The sequence below is a fragment of the Mucilaginibacter pallidiroseus genome (genome assembly GCF_007846085.1).
In the GTDB taxonomy this organism is placed as follows: domain Bacteria; phylum Bacteroidota; class Bacteroidia; order Sphingobacteriales; family Sphingobacteriaceae; genus Mucilaginibacter; species Mucilaginibacter pallidiroseus.
The window spans coordinates 12,395-38,949 of record NZ_VOEJ01000005.1 but is presented as its reverse complement, the minus strand read 5'-3'; the positions used below and the strand labels follow the sequence as shown (position 1 = coordinate 38,949).

The following is a 26,555-nucleotide window of genomic DNA, read 5'->3' as shown; positions in this document are numbered from 1 at the left end:
CATCGTAAATCGGCAGGCTGAGTTCATGCTGATGTTGTTTAGCGTGTTACAATGAGTTTTGCATATTTTGAACCTGAGGCATAAACAGCCCTTACTATATAAAAACTTCCTGATTCGTTTTGCTTTTCTATGGTAAACGTTGTATTAAATTCACCATTCAAATCCGTAACGGCTCTTATCGTTTTCAATAAGCGCCCGTTCCCGTCGTAAAGCAACAAGCTTACCGCTTCGTTTTTATTAAAGTTTTTAAGATTAATAAATATAGGGGCACCGTTGCTGGGGTTTGGATATACCAAAAGTTTGCGTTCGGTTTTGCTAACTTCGGTATATCCAGTTGTCTTAGTGACCTCATTAGTGGGCGTATCGATTGCCGCCGTTCTGTGGCTGAAATGCAACTCTTTTACGCTGTCTTCAACAGTTGTAATACGTAGGTTAGCCATTGCCCTACTTAGCCACTTCCCCGTCACATTTAGTCGGAACGATAGGGCACTATTTTTTTGTAACGCTAACGGTTCGTTATTAGTGGGCAACGGTACACCTGCAATTTTAAAAGCCGGAGCTCCTTCACCATATAGCTGAATTGATTTTACTTTTAAAATACCTTCACCCTTGTTCATTATAGTTATCCAATGACTCTTATTCATCGATTTGCTGTCAGTAATCTCCGGACTGGCAGCAACAGCAAGCACCCCCATTGGTTTAATGGGCTGATCTTGTGCTTTTAGCAACGTTATTTGTCCGGTAAGATTAGTATTGTCATTCCAGTTATATTCTATGACGTAGAGGTTGCCGTTAGTAACATCCTCTACAATATCCAGCGGGTTCGTAAAGCCCGACATCCCTACAAGCCCCATGTTACCCGATCCTGTTGTTGATTTAATTATGTCGTAAGCTTGCCCATTGCTACCGGCACTATCAATTTTGATACTTGATCCCAATTCCAATACAATAATATCACCACCGCCGCTAAAACGGCAAACTAACAATTTGCCTTTAAGAGCACCATTAAAATTGCTGCTTTTATATTCTAAAGCACCATTAGGCGAATGATTCAAGCCAAAATCAAACGCAGGCCTGTAACGTGTATCTGCCACTATAGCTGGCGAGTATAACGGATTATCAGCATAACCCCGGTTAATCACGTATTCACCACGAAGGGGGTTAGGGTGGCCGTAATATCCCACCGGCATTTCCGGATTAACCCTGAATAACCAGTCGTCCTGCACTTTAATATTATTGGTGGCGGGAATCATCGGTCCGTTATAAAAAGTGCCGTCGGGCCTCCTGGTACCGTTCACAGAGGCTGGCGAATTACCACCCCCTCCAGACCCGTTGGTTGGTACATACAACTGGCCGTTTGAATGCCATACAAGGTCATATGCGTTACGCACGCCTGAAGCATAAATGGTCAGTGGTGAAACAATGCCGTAAGGGTTGTAGGTACCGTCGCTCATGGTTGCCAATGCAGCCGGCGCGCTGTTGATCACCGCCTGATCAGCGCTTGTTTGCACGTTAAGCGGCAATGAAAAGCCATTTAATTTATTTATATCTAAACGCATTACCGTACCAGCCAGTAAGCTTTCTTTACGTTGCCAATCGTTATCATATTCCCCGGCAGAACTGTTGCTGCCCTGGCAAAAATATAAAGCGCTATCCGGGCCAAACGCCAGGCTATTAACCATGTGATCTCTGGTTGAGCGCGGAAGCTTTGTAACCATAAGCGTCTCTATTTGTAAACTATCACCCTCCAAGCGGGATATATTGCCATCAAAAGCTGGTGCATTGGCAAAGCCCCCGGAGCTGTGCGTTACCCACAAAATATTATGACTTGACGTAGAACGGGGATCAAATGCTAGACCAATAGCTGTGCGCTCGCCGTACTTATTATAAAGTGTACTAATAGTTTTTTTATTAGATAGTGAACCATCATCATGGTTAACGTCGTATCGTTCAATAATACCGTTGAGCCTAAGCGCATAAAATTTGTTATCGGGACCGAATGTCAACGACGAGTATTTAATATTCTGAGTGCCTGGAATGGCAACTTTCTTAAATTGAGCATATAGGAACTGGCTCGAATCAATTTTTGCAGCATCGGTTGTAAACGTTGCTTCAAAGGGTGCAAAGGCAGCCCCGGAATAAGATTTTACATTTGAGGTTATAACAAATTTGTACCTTGTGTTGGCTTCCAAACTACTTTTTGGCGAAAAGCTTATGGCATCGCCACCACCAGTACCCTGTACTGTGCCTAATACCTTTTCCATCGCTGTATCTGTGTATTTATAAAGCACTACGGTGGTGTCATTAATACTGGCATTATCAACGCCGCCTGGAAAGCCTTCCACAGGTGGTACATGCAAATTGTTAGCCGCAATACTAACGGTTGTAAGGCTGACATTTATAGAGGCGTTTGACGGATTGGAGGAAATGACATAGGGTTTCGTACCGTCAACAACGTTTAGCTGAATGGTAAACGTTGCGCTGGAATACGCTCCGGATGTTGCCTTTATTTTAGCGTAATAGGTGCCTAACGGAAGAGCGTTGGCTGACGAGTAATTAAAGCTGATAGCCGGCTGAATGCCTGACGGCGACGAGTTAAAAGTAAGCCATGGTGCTGCATTAGTTGTGTATGTTGCTGTTACGGAATAGGCGTTGGCTAAATTATCGGAGCTACCTAGTACAACGGAAAATGACTTATTCAGAGTTGTGCCTTTTTCTATCGTGATATTTTGATTGGCTGCTGCCCAATAAAGGTAGGGTGCTGTAGTGACCGGAATAATACTGGCAAAATTGATCTTTGTATTCGTTCCACCGTCGGCATCGATTGTTAAATTTTCATCGGCTACAGTAACCCGTATGGTATTAGAACTGAATCTTCCAATGTCGCCGGCCTTTCCTTTAGGTACAAATTGGTTTATTGCATTTACACCCTCTATATTCAGGGTATGTATCTCTGGGCTGCTCGAAACCGTGCCGTCTCCAACGGATACAGTTGCATCATAGGTACCGTTAGGTACTTTTAATTCCCAGTACCCCTCCGTTTTTATGCCAGAAAAGTTACCGGGTATATGGTTAGGCTGCATGTGAAATAGGGTTGCCAGCAAAATATCTTCCGGCAGGGTACGTAATCGACCGTTGCCGATCAGATTGATTGGCGTATTATCTGTCCTTTTTCTCCAGCCATAGACTAAGCCCACACTTTGGCTTGTACTTGTACGCTCACCATAAGCCTGCCCGTAATCTACAACATACTCTACAGGTGGTACGGTTTGCGCGGCTTGAAAATTAACGTTGATAGCTTTATTATTAATGCCTTCTATTACATTTAGGTTTATCAATAGGCTTGCTGGTGTGTACCCGTCTGCCGTGCCGGTGATAAGCGCCTGATAGTTGCCGGGGGGGACGGCAGCATTAATATTTTCTGCGCCTAAAGTTAAGGTCGATGTCGGATTAGATGGCAATGAAAGCCAGCTTGCCTCAGTTTTTGTTAATGTAAAGGCCAAAGTAGCGGGCGTCGTAATTAAGTTAACTGATTGTGGTATGACCTGTCCGGACCGGATAACCGTAAAATTTAATGTATCTTTCGAGAAGCTCAGCTTTCGTTGTGTTGGAGAGACATCGGATACTGCAAAGTCATCAAAGTAATAATTTACCGGGCTTGTTCCATTACGATAGGAGGCGAAAATACCGGCTGTTACTATAGTTGACGTAACACCCATTCCCGAAATGTCGACACCAGGGCGTGCATAACCGGTTTTACCTGTGCTGGTATAAGTGGTACCATTTGTTGAATAAAAGCCCTCGGCAGTTTGGGAGAGCGAATCGATAACCAGCCTAAGTGAAACTGTATCTGTGTTTAGCCCGCTTATAGCATTGGTAATGCGCTGGTCGGGATTTAAGGATCCTACCACGGTTGATGATATATCGTTTAATTCTCGCCGCAATTCCACTTTATTGCCGGTGATGCCGAGTTTGATGTAGGTTTTATCATTTAACCCATACCAAAGCCCAGCTTGCTGTGATTGCGTACCATTGTAAGGTTTAATGACTTTTACGTCCAGTTGAAGGCGTCCCCTAGCGGCAACCTGAACACCCAGCAGATTAAGTTGATTATTGTTTGTCAGATAATCTATACCTTTGTTGGCTACCAATTGCAACTGACCGCCGGCTAACTTAATTTTGGATGGTTCGTATCCCGGAATCTGCTTAACCGAAAGCTGACCATCCGCAGCGTTACGTGTACCAGACAGTGTATTTACTGTGGTAAAACCTGTGCCTTGGCTATTCTTATCGTTGATAGTGCCGCCTATTGGTTGGTCAAATGAAAGTGCTAAAGGCAAATTTATTTGTAGCGATGCACATGGCAACGTACTTATAGGGGCACAGCCATGAAACGGAGGTATCACAACGGATTGAATACTAAAGTCATCGAAGGTATAAGTGACAGGATTGGTTCCGTTCCGGTACGATGCAAATAAGCCTGCGTATACTGTTCCGGAGGTGATTCCCATTTCCGAAGTGGAGACACTCGCATTCGTATAGCCGGTTTTACCGGAACTTGTGTAGTCGCTGCCGTTGGTTGAATAGAAACCCTCAGCCGTTTGTGACACAGAATCAATTAAGAGCCGGAGCCATACAGTGTTAGTGTTAAGCCCGCTGATCACGCCCGTGATACGCTGGTCGGGGTTGGCGCTTCCACTTGTCGTAGATGATATATCGTTATACTCTTTCCGTAGCTCCACCTTATTGCCTGTAACACCTAATTTAATGTAAGTTTTATCGTTTAAGCCAAACCAAATACCTGCCTGCTGCGACTGGGTGCCGTTATATGGATTGATTACTTTTACGTCTAATTGTAGTTTTCCACCTGATTGTATTTGTACACCAAGTAAGTTTAGTTGGTTATTGTTTTTTAGATAGTCTATCCCTTTGTTTGCCACTATCTGCAGTCGGCCGGCTGCAAGTGTGATTTTTGAGGGATCATATCCTGGTACGCCTGGAATTGGTGTCTGCCCATCTTCGGACAGCCGGGCGCCGGAGTAAGTATTTACAGTTCTAAAGCCAGTACCTAAGCCATTTTTATCTAAAATGGTTCCGCTCGCTGGCGTATCAAAAGATAGGCTAAAGGGTAATGCAACCTTAACATCCGCGCAGGATAAGGTACTTGTGGGTTTGCAAGTGTCTGGTTGAGGATTATGCGATTTAGGTGCAATAACATACTCACTACTAAATACTTTTGCACTCATGAACAGTGCGGTGAAAAGCATTAATCCTTTTTTCATGTTAGTTGATAGACAAAGTCAGGGGTGAAAGGTAGTACGAGAGTATTTGTTGCCCGTAATACATGGGCAAAAGTATGCCTTGAACTTCTGTTATCAGCACTCATCAACTTGTTGTTTACCAATTTGATGTATTATGCGCAATAGTGGCAAACTCATGAGAAACGCCAATTTTAGGATGTATTAAATGAGGAAAGTAACAATAGATCTGCTCTGGTAATCTTAATACTGATTTGTGACTTTGTAGTATCTTCCTCGCAGGCCTGTACTCAGGTTAAAACATCAATGAAACAGTCCTATATACATGGGCTAAAAATCATTTGTGATAAACTTTGCTAATTAATAAGAAAAAATCATATACCTATGAGCACAAGGGGAAGTAAAGTGGAGAGGAATGCGGTATCGGATCAGCCACACGAGATTAAGTATGAGGCGCATAAAGAAGGTATCAGCCAGCAGGCGGCAAGAGACGGCAAATAATAAGCGGGTAATCAGCGCACCGCCATCGAAAAAAAGATCAAATAGTTCTAACATTAAACAAGCGCGAAGCCCAGTTTAACGGGGCTTTCGTGTCTAAAATAAATATCATGAGCAGCGCCTTTGTTAAAGAAAGCGAGAATGAGCAGTTAAAAGACATCGCGCCCTTGCAAATAGGCAACATAGACGCCGCGGACAGGTTGATCGGGCCTGCTAAATTCTTTCACAGGAATTTGCAATTATTTTAGCTCCTGCCCGCGAACAGCAAATTGAATAGTCACTGGTGTCAATTGATTATGACCTAATCCGCCTGTAATGACAATATCACCATCAGAACCGTTGATTTCCCACAGGAAGTTGGTTCCCGCTGATATCCCGGCACGGTAGTGAAGCGATACTGCCGGACCTTTATTCAGTATGCCTAAGACCATTACCTGCTCATTACTCAGTTGCGGCAAAATTGCAGCGGAGGTTAACAAAAGGAACCTCAAAGCCGTCGAATCCGCGGAAATTTAATAAGACTGCTGCTAATGATTGTTATTGTTATTTGCGGGCACTTCTTTTAATGGCAAAAAAACAGTAAAAGTTGCGCCCTCACCTTCTTCACTTTCAACCGTGATAAATCCTCCATGGCTTCCAAGTAATTGCTGAACAAGGTATAGCCCTACGCCCGTACCTTCTACATGTTCATGGAAACGCATGTATTTACTGAATAGGCCTTTCTGTTTACCTTTTGGAATACCCAAGCCATTATCGGCCACGCTTATTTTAATCTCGTTATGCGTTTGCTCCGCATCAATACTAATAATTGGCAATCGGTTCGGGTGTCGGTACTTTATCGCGTTTGTAATTAAATTTTGCAGGATGCTGTGTAAATGGATCCGTTTATAATAAACATCGCATTCCGCAATATTGACATTTATTTGCGCATTGTTTTCGCGAATTAAAACCTGCAGTTCGGAATGATCTCGTCAACTAAACCACATAAGTCGATTTTCTCCTTCACAATGTCCTGAAATTGTCTTGCTTTTATGATATCGCTAAGACGTCTGATAGTCTCATTCAACCGTTTGACGGACCTTTTCGGGATCGCAAGTAATTGTAGTTCCTTTTCCTCAAGTTGTGGGCCCAGCTTTCGTTCCAGGATGTCAAGCGAGGTTTGTAGCCCTGCTATAGGTGTTTTCAGGTCATGGCTGATGATGTGGATCAGGCTATCCAACTCTTTATTACTTCGAGCCAGTTCCTCGTTATTATAATGCAACTGTTTACTGCGCTCCTTTAATTCTTCCGTTAATCTTAGCGACCTTTCATCAGAGCGGTTAAGCTTTTTCAATAGGATGAAGGCAAAAGGCAGCGTTAATGCAGCAAAACCTACAATAAGAATCACTATAGCAAGCTCGGCAGGTAAACGTGCTTTTGAAAGCATCAAGAGAAATAGGCCAATAAATACAGGTACCGAAAGAAAAAAATAAAATAGCGAGTATCGTGTGGTTATCGCTGCTGAATGCCTGTAAGCCATTTCACTAAGCCAGCCCTTATCAGACGTATAGAACAGACTTGCAAGAGATGCGCTGATAAGGCCAAGTGTTGTTGGTAACGCAATGGCCGAGTAAGGGCCAAATGAAAATAGCCCGCTTATATTATAAAGAACACCTACAAAGGAAATGTAAGTGAGGAGTAATCCCAATATCATGACAATTTGTGCAGTAAAATATTTTTTGATCAGCGCAAACTGCAAACCCAATGTAATTACAACGAATGAAATAGTGGTAAATAATGACATCCTACCCGGAGGTTCGGCCTGAGGATTGGTAAGGTTATCCGGGAACAGTAATTGATCAATATAAAGGTCCCGGTTTAAGAGGTATTCTGCCAATGTTAGCAAACAGAACACTATGATAATAAGCCCAGGATACTGGCTAACAATTGCCTTCTACTAATGGCTAGAGCGATTGATACACCTAATAACACTGTTATAAAAGCAGTGTTGAATTTCATTGATGCACCATGCGATAGGAAAGTATATAAACTAGGAATATGCAGATACCAGCCAACTATTGCGGAAGTGCCTATTAATACCGTTAATAGTGCCAGTAAGTAAGATGGTTTGAGCGTAGTATTCACTTATCAGAATAAATAGCATCAAACTTTAATCGTGCTACTTGTATTAAAGTAATTAAAAAAATTTCGATAAAGGTAATTAAAATCTTGCACACGCATCTTAAGTAATCGGCTTTGTCAATAAGCATCAGTTGGCGCTACACAAAAAAAGTGAACTTGATGAGGTTCACGATATAATTTGTTTAGTACCCAAAACTTTCATAACAACGTGATTATTATAACACTATTCTATTACTGTTCGTTGATTACAATTGCGGCCAGCCACCTTATATCACTATCTCAGTTCCAACTATGAATGTTGAGTCATCACTTACCAGAAATAAGTAATTACCCGCCATTTCTTCAGGTGTGCCGCTACGCTTTACAGGAAAGGTAGTTGTAGGTTCGCTTGTTTTATTTAGCTAGAAGCACCCAGGGGGGCAGGCTTAAGACGTGCAGAACCGGTAATTACGCAGCCAGGGCCATGAAGCAATTATAGAATGGTGGCTTTGAAATTAGTTGAAAGAAGCCCGATACGCTATCGGAGAGAGCTGTGTCTTGCTTTTGAATAGCTTGCTGAAAGATTGTGGATATTCAAATCCCAGTTCAAAAGCAATCTCACTTACGGTGAGCGTCGTGATGGACAGTTTCTCTTTCGCTTTTTCAACTACCTTGTTGTGAATATGCTGTTGCGTATTTTGCCCCGTGTGCGTTTTTAATACGCCGCTCAGATAGTTTGGCGAACAATTCAAAAGCCCGGCCACATATTGAACGGTCGGCAGCCCTTTTCTAGCAATGTCGTCTCCATCAAAATAATTATTGAGTAAATTTTCTAACTTATCGAGTAGCTGGCTTCCGGATCTTTTACGGGTGAGAAACTGGCGCGTATAAAATCTGTCAGCATAGCTGAGGAGTGATTCAATTTGAGAAATGATAATGGCATCACTGAATTTATCAATGTGCGAATGGTATTCCTGCTCAATATTTTTGATAAAACTAACCAGTATCGTCTCCTCTTTTTCAGAGACAAAAAGAGCCTCATTAATTTCATAATTAAAGAACTCAAATTTTTTAATTGCTTCCAATAAAGGGAATCCCCAAAGAATATCAGGATGAATGAGCAACATTACACCTGAACTTTTGAAATCCTGGTCTGCGCTAAATGTAAAAACCTGGTTGGGAGCGATGAAGAACAATACACCGTTATCAAAATCATACTGTTGTTGTCCATAACCAAAATGAACACGTCCAGCATCCACTTTTTTAAGTGAAATCAAATAAAAGTCAAAGATCACTTTAATATTTTCTTCGCCTTTGTAAGGTGTGATCTCGTTAAGATTGATGACACTTACCATTGGATGTTGCGGGCTGCCAATGCCTAAGATCTTGTGATATTCTTTTATTGTCCTTATTCTATACGGTTGTTGCATACGCATTGTGTTAAAACATTTTTAATAGCACAACTATTTCTCAGCGACCCTTTGCAGCGTCAATCCCGGATTTAAACCAAAGAACGACAATCCCCAAAAGCCCTTGATATTGAGATCACCGCTTTGCGTGATAGTAAGGTAGGAGTCAAAGGTCCTTCCTTTTCCTCCGTCATAATCATACAATTTACCTTTCCACCTTTTTTTCCGAGCATCATAGGTGATATCACTAAGTAAAGTGATACCTACCAGCGGGCTATTACGTTTTGTCACATCAGGATTATTAACGTCCAGCACTGGTTTTTCTTCCTTATCTACGGAATCTTTCAGCTCAACAAGATTACCAAAATATTTTTGCTGCTTTTTATAGATGCGCACTTTACCGGCTTTTACCGGACTGTACCAGGTACCTACAATATCATCAGCATTGGATTGTGAAAATAACATCTTTGTAAATGATAGAAAGAGAATTGATAATAATAGTTTTTTCATTGTGCATTATATTTTAGAGCAAAGTCATTCGCAAAATCTTTAATTTTAACATTTCCTAATTTGGCTGGTCTGTTGTTAAAGTATTCTTCAAATAGGCTTCCATTATGTATCGCTGCGTTCATTTCTGTAAATGCTTTTGCATTTGTTTCAGACGCACCTATTTTGATGAAGGCATCGTTCATCTGCTTATCGCTGATTAGCGCCCATTTTAAGTAGGGTTTACCAATTGCATTCCCTAATATCGTTGCTATTTCCTGACAGGTTAATTCGTCACTGGCCACATACCTTACGCTTTTACCTTTTCGATCAGCAGTGATCTCTTCTGCAATTGCAGCTGCTATATCAATAGGAGATACCCAGGCTATCTTATCATCTCCGCCATAATTTGATAAGATAATGCCGGAATACCCTTTAAACAGCCCCTCAAAACCGTAATGTCTTAAGTAAAGCAGTTTGCCTATGATACCTTTTAAAAACCCGTTGCCTTTTATCATATCCATAAAAGCATACAGGTTATAATCAAACGATGCAGGCCTTAAGTAGATCACATCTACGTCTGAAGGGAGTTTCTTCAAAATACTTTCTGCCAGATAGTGAAAATCCAAGACACCGGCTCCGGCCGCCTTTTCGGCACCCACACTGCTTAAATGGACAACTTTTTTTATGCCAGCCTTTTGGATTGCCTGAAAATAGTTATCAGCTATACCTGACGTTTCCTTCCTGTAATCAAGATTTTTTTCCGCGAAGAAGTTGAAAGGGGGGATCATACAATAAGCCGCATCCTGACCTGCGAATGCGTCGCTTAGAAAAGCAATATCTTTTATTTTACCAATTGCAGCTTTTGCGCCTAAGCTTTCAATTTCAACTTTCCTTGATTCGGAGCTGCTGATAACTGTCACATCGTGCCCTTGCGCTATCAACTGCATCACCAATGGTTTACTTATATTTCCTAATGAACCCGTTACGACAATTTTCATCTTTTACTGATTTATTGATGAATCAAAGATCAGTTTACAGGATCACCAGCAAGTGTTCAAATCCACGTATTGTGTGTTCAAAACCGTTTATATTCCGGAGAAAACCTCATTACTTCAGAGGCATCAACATTGTTGCAAGTTGTTTAGGCGCTGTTATCATGGCATCATGCCCGGTTTTTAGCTCCATGTATTTCCAGGCCTTGTTGGCTCTAGTTTTGTCGGCAAAGGGTTTTATCGCACGTAGTTCAGGGGCCGTGCAGGCTATATAAATAAGCTGCTTGTGGTTACCGAATGGGTGGAATAACTTAAGCGGTTGCGTAAAGGTCTTGAGTGGCTGAGGCGTTAACCGCTCGTTTACCCACTTTATGTCCTGTGCATTCTTCACACCGAAAAAGTCGCTGGTAAAAAATGGGATGCTTAAACCCTGATCATGATCTCGGGCAGCTTTGATGAAGTACGCTTTAATATCTTCGGGGCTAACGTCCAGCGCACTCTGCCCGTTCTCCATCAACATAGCGTCCAGAAAAACCAGTTTCGATAGCCGTTCAGGAACTTTGTCTGCCACACCTGCGATCACCGCACCTGCGTAACTGTGACCGACTAAGATGACATTATGCAGGTCTTCGGCTATCAGATAATTTACAATATCAGTAATATGGGTATCCAGATCAATGTCTCTGTGCAAGGTATGCCGTCGTTCGGCTAACCCGCTTAAGGTTGGTGTGTATACGGTCGCGCCATGTGATCTTAATTCATTACTTACCCGTTGCCAGCACCATCCTCCATGGAAAGCGCCGTGCACCAGTACATAAACCGGTGGCTGCTGGATCGCTTGCCCGCTTACCCTTGCAAACGAAACCGTAATGATTAGCAGAATATAAAATGCTTTTGCTTTGACTTTACTCAATTTCATACGTTTTAATTTTGAGCAAAATTCGTTTCAAAGCAACCCATCAACAATAACTCACCCAAAAGTGAGTGAACAGTAATAATTATGGCAAGCCCTTTAAAACCCGGAACATCCAATGCCTGCAATATCACTGAGCTTAGCTTAGCCTGCGAAGTGAATGACGTATTACAAGAGTTGGCTATAGGTTTTTTGACGATCAATATCCTGAATTGCGCCTAACATACGAACCGGTTTATTGGCTTCATGTACAGGTCCGATTAGGTTCCCAGATGGTTGCGAATTATTGAATAATGTGGGCAGGTCTTGAAACAAAAAACGCCTTAAATGATGCATTTAAGGCGTTTTTGAACGTTTTGATAATTATCAGCGGAGAGTTAGGGATTCGAACCCCAGGACCTGTTACAGTCAACAGTTTTCAAGACTGCCGCAATCGACCACTCTGCCAACTCTCCGGGGACAAAAGTACAAATCCGGGCCGAATTGGCAAATTTCAAGTTAACTTTTTTTTACTTTTCTGTAAAGGATTGAAGCACAAACGCTTATTTTTCAATTTGGGTATTTTTTGACGATTTAAACGTGTTAAACCTCGGTTTTGAGATCCTGACGGTGCGTTTTGAGAGGTCGACACTGGCATTTAATTCGAATCCGATGAGTAAAATCAGTGAATTTAGGTACAAATAAATCATAACCACTATCAGCGTGCCTATAGATCCGTAAACTTTATTGTACGACGAAAAGTTGTTGGTGTAATAAGTAAACCCCACCGAAGTTAATATGGCTAATGATGTAGCCAATATGGAGCCGGGGTTTATAAATTTCCACTTTTGCTTGTTGGAAGGCCCATAACGATAAAGGATGCAAATACTCACAAAAAATATAAGCAGTATAATTATCCATCGCGAAAATGCGATCAGCAAAAACCAGAAATGCGCATCACTATCCAACCGCTCTTTCAAAAATACAATTACTGCTTGCCCCGCCACCATTATTACTATGGCTATGAGTAATGCAATGCTGATGATAACGGTTAAAATAAGCGCTATAAAGCGCCTTTTAAGCCAGGTACGTGTTTCCAGTATCAGGGACGACTTATTAAAGGCCTGCATCAAATTACTTACGCCGTTTGTGGCAAAGTATAGTGCTGTTATAAAACCAACTGAAAGCAATTTGCCATTCTGAATTTTTACTATCTCATCTATAGTGCTGCGAAAGGCCAGATATGCATTGGTAGGCAATACTTGCTCGAAAATGCTTAATAGGTCGTCCTGAAAATGATCTACCGGGATATAGGCTATCAGCGTAAATAAGAAGATGATGGCAGGAAACAACGCCAGCATGAAGTTATATGCCAACGAGGCCGCCCTGTTGGTAAGCGACGTTTTCTGTATCTCCTCAATAAAAAATACAATAACGGTGTAAAGCGGCAGCGGCCTAAAACCGGGTATATAAACCGTTTTGGCCCAGTCGGTAAGGTGCTGGTAAAACCTGAACCGGCATAAAAAATTGTGCACCCATTTCATTACAAGCTAAGTTACTCAAAAAACGGCTTCACTTTATCTAAAAATGCCTGCGTTGGCAGCGATGGGCGATTGGTTTTCATGTTGATGAATGCAAGCAGGGTTTCGCCAACGTGTATCAGTTCATTGTTTTCGTTGAACAACTCATACTTAAAATGAATTTTTACAGCTGGCATTTTGGCCATGGTAACCTTAATTGTAATTTCCTCATCGTAACGTGCCGGTTTAAGGTATTTGCAGTTCATCTCCAGCACAGGCATCATAATACCATCTGCCTCCATACCTGCGTAGGTAAGGCCCAGGCTGCGCAGCATTTCTACACGGCCAACTTCAAAAAACTCGGCGTAGTTGCCATAGTACATGTAGCCCATTTGGTCGGTTTCGCCATAGCGAACCCTAAGCTTGGTTGAGTGCTGAAACATTAGCGTTTGATGTTTCTTTCGTTGAGTGCCTGCTGAAACTTGCGGGCGTTTATTTTATGGTCGGCCTCGTTAGTTGCAAACGCATGGTAGCCCGAAAAATCCTCTTTGGCACACATGTACAGGTAGTCGCTTTTTTGATAATTAAGCACAGCATCAATAGCATTTACCGATGGCATCATAATAGGGCCCGGAGGCAAGCCAGTGTACATATAAGTATTATAAGGCGAGTTGGTAACCAGGTAGCGGTTAAGTACGCGTTTTATTGTAAAATCGCCGGTAGCATAAATTACTGTTGGGTCGGCTTGCAATTTCATGCCTTTTTTAAGACGGTTCAGATACAATCCCGCAATAGCAGGCATTTCATTATCATGCAAAGCCTCAGCATCAACTATAGATGCCAAAACAGATACCTGCACGAGAGAAAGGTTCAAGGCCTCGGCCTTTTGCTTACGCTCTGCCGTCCAAAATTTTTGATAGTTGGCATACATGCGCTCAAAGAATTTTTCGGGCGTTGTGTTCCAGTAAATCTGGTAGGTATTCGGGATAAATACAGCGTAGATATTGTCGGTAGTAAAGCCATGTTTTTCGGCAAACTGGGCCGAATCTAACAGGCGAAGAAATGCCGTTGAATCCGGTTCGAGCTTCCTTGAGGCAAAACCTGCAAACTGTGTTTTAAGGCGTATGTTGTGGAAAGCAAAGTCAACAGGTTCCTGATTGCCGGCCTTCAGCATGTTGATGAAGTTACGGTTGTTCATGCCCGGCTTAAGGCGGTACTTGCCCGGTTTAACCCGGTTAATATATTTCATGTTGTGGGCAGCCCACATAAAAGTTGTAGTGTCTTTTACAATGCCCTTTGCACGAATGGTATCATAAACGGCCTCGAAGTTGGAGCCTGTGTGTATGTACAAATATTTTTCTTTATCGCTTACATTAGGCCCAAACAGGCGCAGGTAATAAAAAATACCGGTACCTGCCAGTGATATCACAACGATGATGATCAGCGCGATAATAAATTTTTTTAACATGATTATTGTGGTGGATGGTTTGTTATTGATTGTTTGCTCTTTGCAGGGCCTTTAAGCCGCCTTTTAAATTAACTGCGTTTGTGTAGCCGTTTTGCTCAAGTATTTGCACACCGGTTTGGCTGCGTAGTCCTGCACTGCAAATAACGATAATCTCGTCTGCTTTGTTGTAAGCTAAGCTACTGATATGCTCCTGAAGTTTCCCTACAGGGATGTTTTGCCCGCCAATGTTGTGCGTAAGGTATTCCATCGGCTCCCTAACATCAAGTAAATTAATACTATTGCCGTTATTGAGCCGTTGCTGCAGCTGTACAGCATCAATTTGATTCATTAGGTAGTGCTTGTCCTTGTGAAACAACCAGGTTTATACGCGTACCAATACTGGTTTTGCTTAACGAATCGCTGCGCATTGGGCTTTGCGAAACAACAACAACGTTTGTTGAATCGGTAATGGTTCCTTGGTAGGTGATAGTGCCTATGGTAAGTTTAGCCCCGCGAATAGCAAATTTGGCTGCGTCAAGGTCAAGATCAGTAAGCTCGGGTATATCTACCTCGCTTGCACCTTCGCCATTACCCAGCACCAAGTCAATTTTTGAGCCTTTTGGTATTTTTGTACCCGGTTTAATTACCTGCCCGTTATAGCGCATTTCAAGAACACGGTCGCGGGCAATGTCCGATGTATAAGTAGTGTCGCCTATTTTAAGGCCATAGTTAGATAGCGTTGCAACAGCTTCGCGGTATATACTTTCGTTGGTAAGCAAATCAGGAAGCGATACATTTGGTGCCAGTTGCGTAACCATTGTAAGGTAAATAGTACGGCCTTCTTTTACGTTTGTACCGGCATCAGGGTCTTGCTCTACAATGGCGCCGGGTGCCTGGTCGGGCACATAAACGCTGTCAATTTTGTAATTAAATCCCTGCTCTTTCAGCAATTCCATTGCACGGTCAACATTAAGGCCTTTTAATTTTGGCACAGGGATACCTTCGCCATGGCGGGTATATGAGCTCAGGCTAAAAAAAGCTACCAGCACTATGGTAATAACAGTTGCTATAACCAGTAATATCGTGTTTCTGAATTGCCTTGTTTTTAAATAAGCCCAAAATTTCTCCATATGTACAATCGCAAAATTACCACCAAACATAGCGCAAAATTTCGGTATTCAGAATTTTAGCTATATGATTTGGCCCGGTGTAGCACCAGGTAATCAATTTTTAAATTGGTGCAATTAATTAGCTTTTATCTTTAATTTCGAAACCGAAACATAGCATACTATCATCAGCATGAATCCTATTAACGTAGCCCTTTTAGCCGGCGGTTATACCGGCGAGTACGAAGTATCTATCAACAGTGCAAAAAATATCGCGGCCAATCTCGATTTGCAAAAATATAAGGTATACACCATACTTATCAATCGCGATAGCTGGGTGTATGAGGGTGCTGACGGAAACGTGTTTGTTGATAAGAACGACTTTTCAATTACAATAGGGGGAGACAGAATCAAATTTGATTTTGCGTTTATTACTGTGCATGGTACACCCGGTGAGGATGGTAAGCTGCAAGGCTACCTGGATATGATAGGCATTCCGTACAACACCTGCGATGCCACAACATCGGCCATTACTATGAATAAGGCCTACACCAAATCTGTGGTGCAGGGCATACATGGTTTGCATACGGCAAAGTCTGTTCAGTTGCACCAAAAGGACAGGCATGACACCGCCACCATTGCAGCAACGTTAAAATTCCCGCTTTTTATTAAGCCAAATAACGGCGGCAGCAGCGTGGGCATGAGCAAGGTTTACAATGTTGCCGGCCTGCAGGATGCTATTGATAAAGCCTTTAAGGAAGATCCGCAGATATTGATTGAGGAGTTTATAAAAGGACGCGAGTTTAGTATTGGCATAGCCCGTTTGGATGGCAAAGTAACCGTGTTGCCGGCCACGGAAATTAAAAGCTCGAAAGACTTTTTTGATTATGAAGCAAAATACACTCCCGGTGTAACTGAGGAAGTAACCCCTGCAGATTTACCCGCCGAAAAGGTGCAGGAGATTGGTGAGATTGTTACGCAGGTTTACCTGCGACTGAACTGCCGCGGCATGGTAAGGGTTGACTTTATTTTACTGAAGGATACGCAGGAGTTTTATTTTATAGAAATAAATACCACGCCAGGACAATCGGCAAATAGCCTTATTCCGCAGCAGGTACGTGCTATGGGTATGAACGTGGGCAACTTTTACGGAAAGATTATCGAGGGTACGCATTAATTGCAGGCCTTTCTGCGTTTTAATTACGCCCGGATATATCTGATGCTATATCCCGTAATGCTCAACAATATCCTCAGGGATTTTTACGCCGCGGCCGGTTTGCATATCAATCATTACATAATCAAAATAACCATCGCAGCAAACCTTGCCGGTGGCTTTGTTGGTTAAGGTAAATGCAACGCGGCATCCTTTATCGTTTATGGTTTCAATGCCGGTTTTCACGGTAAAATAATCACCCATGGTAAGGGCCCGTTTGTAATCAACATGGGCCGTGCGCACTACCCAGCCGAAACCACGCTCCATAAATTTCTCCATGCTCATGCCATAGTAGCGGTCCATCTGTTCGTAACGGGCTGCCAGTACATAATCGAAATAACGGCTGTTATGTACATGCCTAAACATATCAATATCATCGGGGCGTACACGGTGTTCTGTCTCAAAGGTTGCGTATGACATAATAAGTCAAAAGTAGAAAGTTAAAAGTCAAAAAGCATACTGATTGCGCAATCAAATAATTCATAAGTTAAAATCCTTTACTTCGATACAATGCGGGATATAGGCCTTACTTTTAAACTTTACACTTTTACTTTCGAATTTAAAGCGTATCTTTGCACCACAATTAACAAAAGTATAAACGCTTTAATATTATTCAGGTAATGTATTTAAGTAAAGAAGCAAAGGCAGAGATCTTTGCAACACACGGAAAAGGCGCAACTGATACAGGTTCGGCCGAAGGTCAGGTAGCTTTATTCACAACACGTATTGCACATTTAACCGGTCACTTGAAAAAAAACAAACATGATTTTTCAACCCAGTTATCATTGCAGAAACTAGTAGGTAAACGCCGCGCGTTATTAGCTTACTTATTTAAAAAAGACATTGAAAGATATCGTGCTATCATCAAAGCTTTACAGCTAAGGGATATCATCAAATAACTTTTGTTGAAATTTTAAAAAAAGCCGTCCGCAAAATGCAGGATGGCTTTTTTACTTTTTAAAACAATTTCTACACACATAAAAATCCGGTGTGCTCCCGAAGATGAAAAGCACGCCACAACACAAAAAAGATGAGTTTAAACGTAATTAAAAAGGTTATTGATTTAGGCGATGGTCGCACCATCGAAATCGAAACCGGTAAACTGGCCAAACAAGCAGATGGCTCGGTAGTAGTTAAAATGGGCGACACAATGTTGCTTGCTACCGTAGTATCATCGCCTGAGGCCAAAGAAGGGGTAGATTTTTTACCGCTTTCTGTTGACTATCAGGAAAAATACGCTGCTACAGGCCGTATCCCGGGTGGTTTTTTACGCCGCGAGGCACGTTTGTCAGACTATGAGGTTTTAATCTCTCGTTTGGTTGACCGCGCGCTGCGCCCAATGTTCCCTGAAGATTATCATGCAGACACACAGGTGATGATCTCCCTGATCAGTGCCGATAAAGATATTATGCCTGATGCACTTGCAGGTTTGGCAGCTTCTGCCGCGCTATCTGTTTCGGATATCCCGTTCAACGGCCCTATATCTGAAGTACGTGTAGCAAAAATTGATGGTCAATTGGTTATCAACCCAACACTTAGCCAATTGGCTAATGCAACCCTTGAGTTTATTGTTGCCGGTAACGAGCATGATATAAACATGGTTGAAGGCGAAAGTGCCGAGATACAGGAAGAAGAACTGGTTGAAGCAATTAAGTTTGCACATACCGCTATCAAAGTTCAATGCCTTGCTCAAAAAGAATTGACTGTTGAGGTTGGCAAAACCGAGAAACGTGTTTACAACCACGAGCACAGCAACGAAGATCTTAAAAAAGCTATCTACGAGGCTACTTACCAGCAGGTTTATGACATCGCTTCTGCAGCTTCTGCAAAAGAAGAGCGCGGTGCTAAATTTAAGGCCGTAAGAGATGCATACATCGAAACGCTTGGCGAGATTGATGACATCACAAAATCATTAGCTAAAAAGTACTACCACGATGTTGAGTACGATGCTATCCGTAACCTTGTATTGGATGAAGGCAAACGTTTAGACGGTCGCTCAACCACCCAGATCCGCCCTATATGGAGCGAAGTTGGTTACCTGCCATCTGCACACGGTTCGGCCGTATTTACACGTGGCGAAACGCAATCATTAACCACCGTTACTTTAGGTGCTAAAGATGATGAGCAGATGATTGATGGTGCTTTCATCAATGGTTACCAAAAATTCTTGTTACACTATAATTTCCCTGGTTTTTCAACTGGCGAAGTTCGTCCTAACCGTGGTGCTGGTCGTCGCGAAATTGGTCACGGTAACCTGGCTATGCGTTCATTAAAACGCGTATTGCCAAGCGAGGATGAAAATCCGTACACTATCCGTATCGTTTCTGATATCCTTGAGTCAAACGGTTCGTCATCAATGGCAACAGTTTGCGCCGGTACATTAGCTTTAATGGATGCAGGTGTTAAAATTACCAACCCGGTATCAGGTATCGCAATGGGCCTTATAACAAATGAAATGGGTACCAAATATGCCATCTTATCAGATATCCTTGGCGATGAGGATCACCTAGGTGATATGGACTTTAAGGTAACCGGTACTAAAAACGGTATAGTTGCTGTACAGATGGACTTGAAAATAAACGGTTTATCTTACGAAGTATTATCAAACGCATTAAACCAGGCTAAAGACGGCCGTTTACATATCCTTGGCGAAATGGCTAAAACCATTACTGCGCCACGTGAGGATTACAAACCACACGCTCCTCGTATCGTTACCATCAAAATCGATAAAGAGTTTATTGGTGCCGTTATTGGTCCCGGTGGTAAAATTATCCAGGAAATGCAACGTGAAACCGGCGCTACTATCTCTATCGAAGAGGTTAACAACGTTGGTATAGTGCAGGTATTTGCCGATAATAAAGCTGCTATTGATGCGGCTGTTGGTCGTATCCGTGCTATTGCTTCAAAACCGGAAGTTGGCGAGATTTATGAAGGTAAAGTGAAATCAATTATGCCGTTTGGTGCATTTGTTGAGATCATGCCTGGTAAAGACGGATTACTGCATATATCAGAAATCGACCACAAACGCTTTGAAAGCATGGATGGCATTTTCCAGGTTGGCGACGAAGTGCGTGTTAAATTGTTAGATGTTGACAAACAAGGTAAGTTAAAACTTTCCCGCAAGGCTTTATTGCCAAAGCCGGAGAGCAACAAACCAGCCGACAAGGAGTAATTGTCGGGATAATATCAAAAATGACAAAGCCCTTTTAATGAGGGCTTTGTTATTTGCATTCTATAAAATAAAAAAAACGCAAAACAAAACGTCAAAAGATCTGTAGCATATAGTTAGAGTGATAAGTGTAAAGTGTACATGATAAAGCCGTTCCTATTCGAGAGATGACTTCTACTACTAATGATCCTTTAAGCTTCCTGAATAACGGGCAGGGCATGCAAGGCGGTAATTCTCAAACTACCGACCTTATACAGCAGCTTCTGTATGAAATTATCCGGGTGAAGGAGTTAATAGCGTATTACGACGCCATTCCGAATGGTGCGGGCCAGCTTGGATCGTCCATCCTTAACGAATTGGTTACCGAAGCTTATAACTCACTGGTAAATTACGATACCGTTTTGATGAAAAAATATTACGATCTGCTGCTTAACTGCGATTGATACTTTCATCCTATTATTCGCCGCCCGGCAAATTTTGAAAAACCAAACCCTGATACATCTTGTATATATGCCATCACTTGTATGGTAGGGCATGTTTAAACGCTTTCTTGGATTTGTATTATTTTTAGAGCTTTTCGTTACTATATGTTTTGCACAGCAATTTGATGTTGACGCGCTTAATGCGGCCATTAAGCCGGTTGATGCCTCAGGTAGCTATTTGCCATACCTGGCAGCGCAACTAAAGGGTAACGTTATCTGCGGTTTGGGCGAAGCATCACACGGTACGCATGAGTTTTATACAGAGAAAAGCCGGATTGTTAATTATTTGATAAGTAAAGACAATTATCGATCTATAGGGTTTGAGTATGGCTATTCAGCTATTGAGCCGATCAATAATTACCTGCAAACAGGCAGAGGCAATTTGCGGCAACTCATGAAACCGCTGCGTTTGTTTAGGACGGAAGAATTTTACAGGCTTTTCCAATCACTAAAGCAATTTAATGATAAGCAGGCTGCCGGAACAAAGGTTGCTATATTCGGCTTTGATACCGATTACTTTAAGCGTGATATTGATGCATCTGCCAAGTATTGCATTAACTATTTACTACAACATCAGCAAACGTATCAAAGTGGCCCGAATGCTATTAAGGTTTTAAAAAAAGTTACGGCTCTAGGCTTTAACAATATGTTTGATCTGCCCTTAACAGAACAAGCCATACTTTCAGGTTTAAATACCGAGGTAAGCAGTCAGCAGTCCGGGCCAGTTGGCTTCGCTGAATTTAAGAAGAGGTTGTCGATATTATACCAAGGTACATTACTTACGGACCCATTGGCGCGCGACAAATTTATGGCGGCCAATATCACCGAAACGCAACAGGCAGGAAAAAGGAAAACAATTATCTGGGGGCACAACGTGCACTTGGCCAAGGATACTACAATGGCGCAATGCAAGGGGATGGGCTATTATCTAAGAAATAAATATCAAAGCCAGTATTTTGCGCTTGCGTTTGATACCTATCAAGGTGGCGTAACCGTTATGAATGGCGACTATTACGTAAAGTATGCGTTTCAAACCCCGCAACCTTCTTTTTCAGCTTGGTTTGCTTCCGCCAGTCAGCCTAATTTTTACCTGCCATTTAGTAGCAATGGCCTAATCAGCGGGCAAACAGGCAACATTACCAATGTATTTGCAAATTGGAGTATTAAGAGGGTACTACCAATGCGGCCCGGTATAGATTTTGATGCCCTTATGTTTTTCAGGAACACCACGCCGTCACAGCCATTACGGTAAATCAGCTTAACACTTTGTCGCGCAGTTCCTGCGAAATCTCATCGGTTACTTTGATAATGTCTGCAGCTTGTTGGGTATTGTTGATGATGATCTTATCGCAGGTATTCTTGTAAGGTAATAGATACTCTTTGTATGCCGGTACAACATGGTTGTGCCACTTGTATTGTACGTCATCGTTAGAATAGCCGCGCTCAAGCAAATCGCGTTTCAGGCGGCGTGCAAGGGCAACTTCTTCATCGGCCTCAATAAAAATAGTCATGTCCAATACTTCGGCTATTTTTTTAAAGTGCAATATGAACAGGCCCTCGACAATAATGATAGGAGCAGGCTTTATCTCCAGCATCTTAGGCTTTGCGTCGGGATTGTTAAAAGTATACTCCTGCTTCACGAATGATTCGCCACGCAATAGCTTGAAAATGTCATCCTCAAAATGGTCATGATCAATGGTGGATGGAAGATCAAAGTTATAAAGCTTGTTTTCCTCCTTGGTCATGGTATGTGCAACCGGGATATAATAGTCATCCTGCGATACCAGGCACACTTCCTCGTCAGTAAAATGCTCCAGAAAACATTTCAAAAAAAAAGTTTTACCACTGCCGCTGCCGCCGGCAATGCCAATAACATAAGGTTTATTCATTAGGAGTTCCGTAGCTTATATTTACCTGAAAGCGTTTGTCGATAGCGCCAATAGATTGCGCAACATTTTTAGTCATCACAACAATTACATCCCTGGTAGCCTGGTCATCGGTAAAGCGGCCCACAACCTTCGCAAATACAAATTTGCCTGTCATTGGGTTTGTAAGGCGCATTACCGTACCAATAGGGGCGGTGCGATGAAGTATCAGTTTTTTATTAGGATCAAGGCTGGCATCATCAATGTAAGTGGCCACACCCTTTTCATTCTTTTCAAATAATCCGTAACGGTTGGTGCCGCGTCTGTCAAGGCTGTCCGGCGCAAGATAGGTTGAGTCGCGCCTGGTTATTAAACTGTCTGACCCTGCGTTGCGTGGAGGGATGCCACCATTACTGTCTTGCTGTTGTGCTACAGGCTGTTGCGGTGGGGGCGGCGTACCTGTACGCACTTGCAATACCTGCCCCGGCATTATGGTCGATTTTAAGTTGTTCAACTTGGTTAAATCTTCCACAGTGGTGCCAAAGCGCTTGGCAATTGAATAAAGCGTTTCACCTGCCGATACCTTGTATTGCTGTATGGCGGGTGGGTTGGCGTTGTTGGCTGCCTGGTTGTTTGCTGCAACTGGAGCCGGCTGCGTAATAACAGGCTTGCCTTGTGTGGCAGGAGGCGGACTAACTACAGGCGGTTGTGTTGCTGGTTTTGTTTGTACTGCTGCGGGCTGTGTGGCTGCAGGTTGCTGCACCGCTGGTTGGGCTTGCGTTTGCTGTGCTGGAGTACCGGTAGTTTCTACGATCGAACGCTCGGTAGGTACTTTGATAATAGCGCCTATAGCCATCTTGGCGTTCTTATTAAAGTCCATAATTACTTTAGGGCTTACACCATATTTGCGACCGATAGAGTAAAAGTTATCTTTTGGATCGAGCTTATGCAGAATAACTTTTTTACCGTTCAGGTTTTCGATACCTATCGAATCGAGAGGAATTGAAGTTGCGTATAACGAAGAGGAAAGGGCAACAGAAAGTATGATTAACACTAACAGCTTAAATTTCATAATTTATTATTAATCAATAGTTTACAGGTTTATGATATTGATCGTATCCCTATTTGTTATAAAAACCAAGGTATTGTTGTGTATTACAAACGCCTCGGGTTGCAGTTTTTGTATACTAGTGTTCAACAAATCGGTAAACACTATTTCGCTGCCACGCATTACAAACAAATGCTGCTGCAGCGATCCGTTTTTTTGCGTGTGCAAAGATACTATTATGTAATTATTGTGACGGAGATAATGTACTATATTTCCGTAAGGCGGTAAAGGCAGGCTGCCAGGCACAAGATCTGCAGCGGGCAGCATATCAGGTATGACTATCCTGTTTTGCAAAGGTTTATTTGCAGCGCTGTTATTTGGGCTTTTAGTTGTTCCTGTTTTAATATCGGCAATAAATAATTTGCGTGGCTGTACACTGGTATTGTATAAAGCGGGGCCATCTTCTGTTAAATGGTCATAGGCCAGGCTGTAGTTGCTCCAAAGGGTTTGGCCGTTGGTTGCGTCGATACCGATTACAGCCCTATGCTCGGGCCCCGACTCATTTTTATAATGATGAAGTAATAACACATTGTTATAAACACATTCAATGCCGGTAAGCCAACGCTCGGGCGTGGTAAGCCCTTCAAAATTGATATTGCCCGTATTTATGTCTATACTGGTAAAACTGGTTTGCTTATCTTGTTGATTTCGAATTTCTAATGCTAAAACACTGCTTAATTCATCAAATTCCAGCCGCCAAATGGTGCCGTTAAATTTCTTTTGAATGGATGGTTGAAGCATTGTCATATGAGTGTGCAAATATCGGATTTTAAATTCATCCACCTTATATTTGATAAACAAAGCATAACCACTACTGTTAAACAATCAAAACAATCACAATCATTATGGACGCAGAAAAAATAAGCTTAGAGGAAAAAAAAGTAAAGCCGGTAGTTGATCATCTTAACGATTTGCTGGCCAACTATCACATACATTATCAAAAATTACGCGGTTGCCACTGGAATGTTAAAGGCAAAAGTTTTTTTACGCTACACGTTAAATTCGAAGAGCTTTACACCGAGGCATTGACCACAATTGACGAACTTGCTGAACGCATCCTAACACTAGGCAAACCCCCATACAGCACTTTCCAGGATTATATCCAAACATCGGCTTTAAAAGAAGTGAACACCATTGGTATGAAAGACATCGACATGGTAAAAGCTTTGATAGAAGATATGGCTGCCCTCATTGAAATGGAACGCGAAATTTTGGACATAACAGCCGATGCCGGCGACGATGGCACTAATGATATGGTAAACCGCTTTATGCAGTTTAAAGAAAAGAATACCTGGATGCTGCGCTCATTTGTTAATGAAGATTAATTAGAGAGATTGGAGGTAGGAGATTAGAGATAAGGCCCTTTAGTTAAATCCTATAAAACAAGAAAAGCGATGAATGTTCATCGCTTTTTTTGTTTTATGTGAACAGAAATTAAGATTTTACCAATCTCTCACCTCTGATCAACTGTTCTCTAACTTAAAATCTATAACCAATTGTCAAATATCCGTTGTTTGCGCTTCTATTAAGAAGGGCAGAAGGGCTTGCCGCACCAACTTCGTAAGGAAATACGGTTTGGTTATTGGTTATATGTAGATAAGTAGCGTCAACATAGTAAGCGCCAAAACGGGCACCTATACCCGCACTTGCCGTTTTGATATCGCCGCCAAGGTCTTTATCTCTCAGTGCACGGCCCTGGATACCATAACCACCACGTAACGAGAATATGCTATTCAACCTTGCTTCGGCACCAATACGTGCGTTTATTGCACCACGGTATAAAGAAGCTATATCAGCATTATCGCCTGTGTTATTGTAATCGTTGTTGCGTAAAATTTTAGCTGATGAATAATCTACGTATTCCACATCACCAGTTATAAAACCGTACTTGCCTGCAAATACAGCTAAACCACCCGCTACTTTCCAGGGCGTGCGTAAATTGTAATTAAGGAAGTAAGGGTCAGTTGTACCATCAGAGAAATTAGCATTTGAGGTGCTTTGAGGATAGCGGGTACTTAAGCCCTCGCTGTAATTATCATCGATATTATACCAGGTAGGGCTGGTAAACGTCGCGCCCAAACGTACCGACTCAACCGGTTTGTAAATTAAACCTAAGCGCGCGTTAATACCCGATCCGCGAGTAATTTGATTTTGGTAAAACTGGCTTTGGTAATTTAATGACTCAGCGGGATCCGTTGGAGTTGCTGGTAAGTTAACAACACCGTTCTCTGAAAATACCTGCGAAGAGTTATACCTTAATGATGTGAAACCTACGCCAAAACCAAGATAAAGTTTATTACTGTAGTTGGCTCCTAATGAGAAATCAACCGTGCTTACACCTCCTTCGCGGGTTATACCCATTAACTGGGTGCTTCCGTTTTGCGCATTAGGGAAGTAGTTGCCATTTTGCTCTTCAATTAAATACTGGTTGTATGCCCATGACTGTAGCGAACCATCCGGCAGATAAAAGCCCTGGTTATCGCTAAGTTTGGTTTGGTTGGCCAGGTTACTGTAGTAATTGGCAATAGTGCTGGTGTTATTTACCCCGCCGTATGAGATGTTCTCGTAAAAATTATTGTTACGGCTAAAGCTAACACCATAGTTAACGCTTAGCCATCCTTTTGACTTATCGGCACCGCGCGGTTTGCTAAGTTGGTTATAAATTACAAGACCGGCATGCGCTACGTTACCCGAATTGCGGCTATCACTCATAGACTGGCCAAAGTACGTCGACTTCACTTTTGAGCCATCAAACTCTGGGGTGATGCTTAACTCTGAACGGGTAAAGAAACCAAGACCAGCAGGGTTGCCACTTATATTGCTTAAGTCGCCACCAACAGCGGTACCGGCATTACCCAATGCTTTTATGCGGGAAGTTGATCCGTTTAAGCCGCCCGAAAAGCGTATCGCATCTTGCGAATATTGTGCAAAGCTATTTTTTGTGAGGGCTACTATAGCCACCACGCTTAGTATATATTTTATTTTCATGGATATATGTGTGCAAGGT

At 42.3% G+C, this 26,555-nt stretch carries 25 protein-coding genes, 1 tRNA gene and 1 pseudogene; 7 read left to right on the top strand and 20 right to left on the bottom strand.

What is annotated here, in order from left to right:
• Positions 1 to 38 precede the first annotated feature (38 nt).
• Positions 39 to 5,282, bottom strand: a complete 5,244-nt coding sequence (locus FPZ43_RS11225) for an Ig-like domain-containing protein (RefSeq protein ID WP_146382019.1) — start codon at positions 5,280 to 5,282, stop codon at positions 39 to 41.
• 584 nt (positions 5,283 to 5,866) lie between these two features.
• Here FPZ43_RS11225 and FPZ43_RS19290 point away from each other — a divergent pair.
• On the top strand, positions 5,867 to 6,004 hold the full coding sequence (locus FPZ43_RS19290; protein WP_186461818.1) for a hypothetical protein: 138 nt from the start codon (positions 5,867 to 5,869) through the stop codon (positions 6,002 to 6,004).
• Here the strand turns inward: FPZ43_RS19290 and FPZ43_RS11220 are convergent.
• The 14 genes and pseudogenes from FPZ43_RS11220 to FPZ43_RS11155 all read right to left on the bottom strand — a co-directional run bounded on the left by FPZ43_RS11220 (position 5,996) and on the right by FPZ43_RS11155 (position 15,735).
• Positions 5,996 to 6,214, bottom strand: a complete 219-nt coding sequence (locus FPZ43_RS11220; protein WP_146382018.1) for a hypothetical protein — start codon at positions 6,212 to 6,214, stop codon at positions 5,996 to 5,998. The genes FPZ43_RS19290 and FPZ43_RS11220 overlap by 9 nt on opposite strands.
• A 69-nt stretch (positions 6,215 to 6,283) precedes the next feature.
• On the bottom strand, positions 6,284 to 6,637 hold the full coding sequence (locus tag FPZ43_RS11215; protein ID WP_261381082.1) for a sensor histidine kinase: 354 nt from the start codon (positions 6,635 to 6,637) through the stop codon (positions 6,284 to 6,286).
• 62 nt (positions 6,638 to 6,699) lie between these two features.
• Entirely contained in the window at positions 6,700 to 7,632 is a 933-nt protein-coding gene (locus tag FPZ43_RS11210) for a histidine kinase dimerization/phospho-acceptor domain-containing protein (protein WP_146382016.1), read from the bottom strand.
• 511 nt (positions 7,633 to 8,143) lie between these two features.
• Positions 8,144 to 8,239, bottom strand: a pseudogene (locus tag FPZ43_RS19725) (hypothetical protein); the annotation flags it as partial.
• 132 nt (positions 8,240 to 8,371) lie between these two features.
• On the bottom strand, positions 8,372 to 9,292 hold the full coding sequence (locus tag FPZ43_RS11200; RefSeq protein WP_146382015.1) for a helix-turn-helix domain-containing protein: 921 nt from the start codon (positions 9,290 to 9,292) through the stop codon (positions 8,372 to 8,374).
• Positions 9,293 to 9,319: 27 nt separating this feature from the next.
• Positions 9,320 to 9,775, bottom strand: a complete 456-nt coding sequence (locus FPZ43_RS11195; protein WP_146382014.1) for a DUF2147 domain-containing protein — start codon at positions 9,773 to 9,775, stop codon at positions 9,320 to 9,322.
• The gene (locus FPZ43_RS11190) at positions 9,772 to 10,752 is read right to left on the bottom strand and encodes an NAD(P)H-binding protein (protein ID WP_146382013.1); all 981 of its coding nucleotides are present in this window, start codon (positions 10,750 to 10,752) and stop codon (positions 9,772 to 9,774) included. The genes FPZ43_RS11195 and FPZ43_RS11190 overlap by 4 nt, the downstream gene beginning before the upstream one ends.
• 109 nt (positions 10,753 to 10,861) lie before the next feature.
• Positions 10,862 to 11,665, bottom strand: a complete 804-nt coding sequence (locus tag FPZ43_RS11185; RefSeq protein ID WP_146382012.1) for an alpha/beta hydrolase — start codon at positions 11,663 to 11,665, stop codon at positions 10,862 to 10,864.
• A 364-nt stretch (positions 11,666 to 12,029) separates the two neighbouring features.
• Positions 12,030 to 12,114 (bottom strand) — tRNA-Ser (locus FPZ43_RS11180).
• An 87-nt stretch (positions 12,115 to 12,201) separates the two neighbouring features.
• Positions 12,202 to 13,182 carry a YihY/virulence factor BrkB family protein gene (locus FPZ43_RS11175; protein WP_146382011.1) on the bottom strand — a complete coding sequence of 327 codons (981 nt, stop codon included), beginning with the start codon at positions 13,180 to 13,182 and terminating at the stop codon, positions 12,202 to 12,204.
• An 11-nt stretch (positions 13,183 to 13,193) separates the two neighbouring features.
• Complete coding sequence (locus FPZ43_RS11170; protein ID WP_146382010.1) at positions 13,194 to 13,601, bottom strand: acyl-CoA thioesterase; 408 nt, start codon at positions 13,599 to 13,601, stop codon at positions 13,194 to 13,196.
• The gene (mltG, locus tag FPZ43_RS11165) at positions 13,601 to 14,626 is read right to left on the bottom strand and encodes an endolytic transglycosylase MltG (RefSeq protein WP_146382009.1); all 1,026 of its coding nucleotides are present in this window, start codon (positions 14,624 to 14,626) and stop codon (positions 13,601 to 13,603) included. The genes FPZ43_RS11170 and mltG overlap by 1 nt, the downstream gene beginning before the upstream one ends.
• Before the next feature lie 22 nt (positions 14,627 to 14,648).
• On the bottom strand, positions 14,649 to 14,954 hold the full coding sequence (locus tag FPZ43_RS11160) for a rhodanese-like domain-containing protein (protein ID WP_146382008.1): 306 nt from the start codon (positions 14,952 to 14,954) through the stop codon (positions 14,649 to 14,651).
• Positions 14,941 to 15,735 (bottom strand): PASTA domain-containing protein, encoded by a 795-nt coding sequence (locus FPZ43_RS11155; RefSeq protein ID WP_146382007.1) that lies wholly within the window; start codon positions 15,733 to 15,735, stop codon positions 14,941 to 14,943. The genes FPZ43_RS11160 and FPZ43_RS11155 overlap by 14 nt, the downstream gene beginning before the upstream one ends.
• 169 nt (positions 15,736 to 15,904) lie before the next feature.
• Here FPZ43_RS11155 and FPZ43_RS11150 point away from each other — a divergent pair, with 169 nt between their 5' ends.
• A complete protein-coding gene (locus FPZ43_RS11150) occupies positions 15,905 to 16,888 on the top strand; it encodes a D-alanine--D-alanine ligase (protein ID WP_146382006.1) in 984 nt (327 codons plus the stop codon).
• Between the two features lie 45 nt (positions 16,889 to 16,933).
• Here FPZ43_RS11150 and FPZ43_RS11145 read toward each other — a convergent pair whose 3' ends face one another.
• Positions 16,934 to 17,344, bottom strand: a complete 411-nt coding sequence (locus FPZ43_RS11145) for an acyl-CoA thioesterase (RefSeq protein ID WP_146382005.1) — start codon at positions 17,342 to 17,344, stop codon at positions 16,934 to 16,936.
• Positions 17,345 to 17,544: 200 nt separating this feature from the next.
• Here FPZ43_RS11145 and rpsO point away from each other — a divergent pair, with 200 nt between their 5' ends.
• The 4 genes from rpsO (at position 17,545) to FPZ43_RS11125 (ending at position 21,827) form a co-directional block, all read left to right on the top strand.
• Positions 17,545 to 17,823 (top strand): 30S ribosomal protein S15, encoded by a 279-nt coding sequence (rpsO, locus tag FPZ43_RS11140; protein ID WP_146382004.1) that lies wholly within the window; start codon positions 17,545 to 17,547, stop codon positions 17,821 to 17,823.
• A gap of 131 nt (positions 17,824 to 17,954) precedes the next feature.
• A complete protein-coding gene (gene pnp / locus FPZ43_RS11135; RefSeq protein WP_146382003.1) occupies positions 17,955 to 20,096 on the top strand; it encodes a polyribonucleotide nucleotidyltransferase in 2,142 nt (713 codons plus the stop codon).
• Positions 20,097 to 20,260: 164 nt separating this feature from the next.
• On the top strand, positions 20,261 to 20,536 hold the full coding sequence (locus tag FPZ43_RS11130; protein ID WP_146382002.1) for a hypothetical protein: 276 nt from the start codon (positions 20,261 to 20,263) through the stop codon (positions 20,534 to 20,536).
• A gap of 91 nt (positions 20,537 to 20,627) precedes the next feature.
• Positions 20,628 to 21,827 carry an erythromycin esterase family protein gene (locus tag FPZ43_RS11125; protein ID WP_146382001.1) on the top strand — a complete coding sequence of 400 codons (1,200 nt, stop codon included), beginning with the start codon at positions 20,628 to 20,630 and terminating at the stop codon, positions 21,825 to 21,827.
• A 1-nt stretch (position 21,828) separates the two neighbouring features.
• On the opposite strand, the gene FPZ43_RS11120 is transcribed toward FPZ43_RS11125, so the two are convergent.
• Genes FPZ43_RS11120 through FPZ43_RS11110 form a run of 3 tightly spaced genes read right to left on the bottom strand, consistent with a single transcriptional unit; the run spans position 21,829 to position 24,295 of the window.
• On the bottom strand, positions 21,829 to 22,464 hold the full coding sequence (locus FPZ43_RS11120) for a uridine kinase family protein (RefSeq protein ID WP_146382000.1): 636 nt from the start codon (positions 22,462 to 22,464) through the stop codon (positions 21,829 to 21,831).
• Positions 22,457 to 23,512 (bottom strand): DPBB and LysM peptidoglycan-binding domain-containing protein, encoded by a 1,056-nt coding sequence (locus FPZ43_RS11115; RefSeq protein ID WP_146381999.1) that lies wholly within the window; start codon positions 23,510 to 23,512, stop codon positions 22,457 to 22,459. Before FPZ43_RS11115 ends, FPZ43_RS11120 begins: the two co-directional genes overlap by 8 nt.
• A gap of 21 nt (positions 23,513 to 23,533) precedes the next feature.
• Entirely contained in the window at positions 23,534 to 24,295 is a 762-nt protein-coding gene (locus tag FPZ43_RS11110; protein WP_146381998.1) for a DUF4905 domain-containing protein, read from the bottom strand.
• Positions 24,296 to 24,393: 98 nt separating this feature from the next.
• On the opposite strand from FPZ43_RS11110, the gene FPZ43_RS11105 reads away from it, so the two are divergent.
• Positions 24,394 to 24,873, top strand: coding sequence for a Dps family protein (locus FPZ43_RS11105; protein WP_146381997.1), 480 nt, complete (start codon positions 24,394 to 24,396; stop codon positions 24,871 to 24,873).
• A gap of 154 nt (positions 24,874 to 25,027) precedes the next feature.
• Here the strand turns inward: FPZ43_RS11105 and FPZ43_RS11100 are convergent, their stop codons facing one another.
• A complete protein-coding gene (locus FPZ43_RS11100; RefSeq protein ID WP_146381996.1) occupies positions 25,028 to 26,536 on the bottom strand; it encodes an OmpP1/FadL family transporter in 1,509 nt (502 codons plus the stop codon).
• Positions 26,537 to 26,555 lie beyond the last annotated feature (19 nt).

What these genes read in the sequence shown, in the direction of transcription:
- FPZ43_RS11110 (WP_146381998.1), bottom strand. Translation starts at nt 24,295, where the DNA reads ATGACAATGCTTCAACCATCCATTCAAAAGAAATTTAACGGCACCATT.
- FPZ43_RS11190 (WP_146382013.1), bottom strand. Translation starts at nt 10,752, where the DNA reads ATGAAAATTGTCGTAACGGGTTCATTAGGAAATATAAGTAAACCATTG.
- FPZ43_RS11195 (WP_146382014.1), bottom strand. Translation starts at nt 9,775, where the DNA reads ATGAAAAAACTATTATTATCAATTCTCTTTCTATCATTTACAAAGATG.
- FPZ43_RS11145 (WP_146382005.1), bottom strand. Translation starts at nt 17,344, where the DNA reads ATGTCATACGCAACCTTTGAGACAGAACACCGTGTACGCCCCGATGAT.
- rpsO (WP_146382004.1), top strand. Translation starts at nt 17,545, where the DNA reads ATGTATTTAAGTAAAGAAGCAAAGGCAGAGATCTTTGCAACACACGGA.
- FPZ43_RS11160 (WP_146382008.1), bottom strand. Translation starts at nt 14,954, where the DNA reads ATGAATCAAATTGATGCTGTACAGCTGCAGCAACGGCTCAATAACGGC.
- FPZ43_RS11225 (WP_146382019.1), bottom strand. Translation starts at nt 5,282, where the DNA reads ATGAAAAAAGGATTAATGCTTTTCACCGCACTGTTCATGAGTGCAAAA.
- FPZ43_RS11175 (WP_146382011.1), bottom strand. Translation starts at nt 13,182, where the DNA reads ATGAAATGGGTGCACAATTTTTTATGCCGGTTCAGGTTTTACCAGCAC.
- FPZ43_RS11185 (WP_146382012.1), bottom strand. Translation starts at nt 11,665, where the DNA reads ATGAAATTGAGTAAAGTCAAAGCAAAAGCATTTTATATTCTGCTAATC.
- FPZ43_RS11200 (WP_146382015.1), bottom strand. Translation starts at nt 9,292, where the DNA reads ATGCGTATGCAACAACCGTATAGAATAAGGACAATAAAAGAATATCAC.
- FPZ43_RS19290 (WP_186461818.1), top strand. Translation starts at nt 5,867, where the DNA reads ATGAGCAGCGCCTTTGTTAAAGAAAGCGAGAATGAGCAGTTAAAAGAC.
- FPZ43_RS11155 (WP_146382007.1), bottom strand. Translation starts at nt 15,735, where the DNA reads ATGGAGAAATTTTGGGCTTATTTAAAAACAAGGCAATTCAGAAACACG.
- pnp (WP_146382003.1), top strand. Translation starts at nt 17,955, where the DNA reads ATGAGTTTAAACGTAATTAAAAAGGTTATTGATTTAGGCGATGGTCGC.
- FPZ43_RS11150 (WP_146382006.1), top strand. Translation starts at nt 15,905, where the DNA reads ATGAATCCTATTAACGTAGCCCTTTTAGCCGGCGGTTATACCGGCGAG.
- FPZ43_RS11105 (WP_146381997.1), top strand. Translation starts at nt 24,394, where the DNA reads ATGGACGCAGAAAAAATAAGCTTAGAGGAAAAAAAAGTAAAGCCGGTA.
- FPZ43_RS11170 (WP_146382010.1), bottom strand. Translation starts at nt 13,601, where the DNA reads ATGTTTCAGCACTCAACCAAGCTTAGGGTTCGCTATGGCGAAACCGAC.
- FPZ43_RS11115 (WP_146381999.1), bottom strand. Translation starts at nt 23,512, where the DNA reads ATGAAATTTAAGCTGTTAGTGTTAATCATACTTTCTGTTGCCCTTTCC.
- FPZ43_RS11100 (WP_146381996.1), bottom strand. Translation starts at nt 26,536, where the DNA reads ATGAAAATAAAATATATACTAAGCGTGGTGGCTATAGTAGCCCTCACA.
- FPZ43_RS11130 (WP_146382002.1), top strand. Translation starts at nt 20,261, where the DNA reads ATGACTTCTACTACTAATGATCCTTTAAGCTTCCTGAATAACGGGCAG.
- FPZ43_RS11120 (WP_146382000.1), bottom strand. Translation starts at nt 22,464, where the DNA reads ATGAATAAACCTTATGTTATTGGCATTGCCGGCGGCAGCGGCAGTGGT.
- mltG (WP_146382009.1), bottom strand. Translation starts at nt 14,626, where the DNA reads ATGTTAAAAAAATTTATTATCGCGCTGATCATCATCGTTGTGATATCA.
- FPZ43_RS11125 (WP_146382001.1), top strand. Translation starts at nt 20,628, where the DNA reads ATGTTTAAACGCTTTCTTGGATTTGTATTATTTTTAGAGCTTTTCGTT.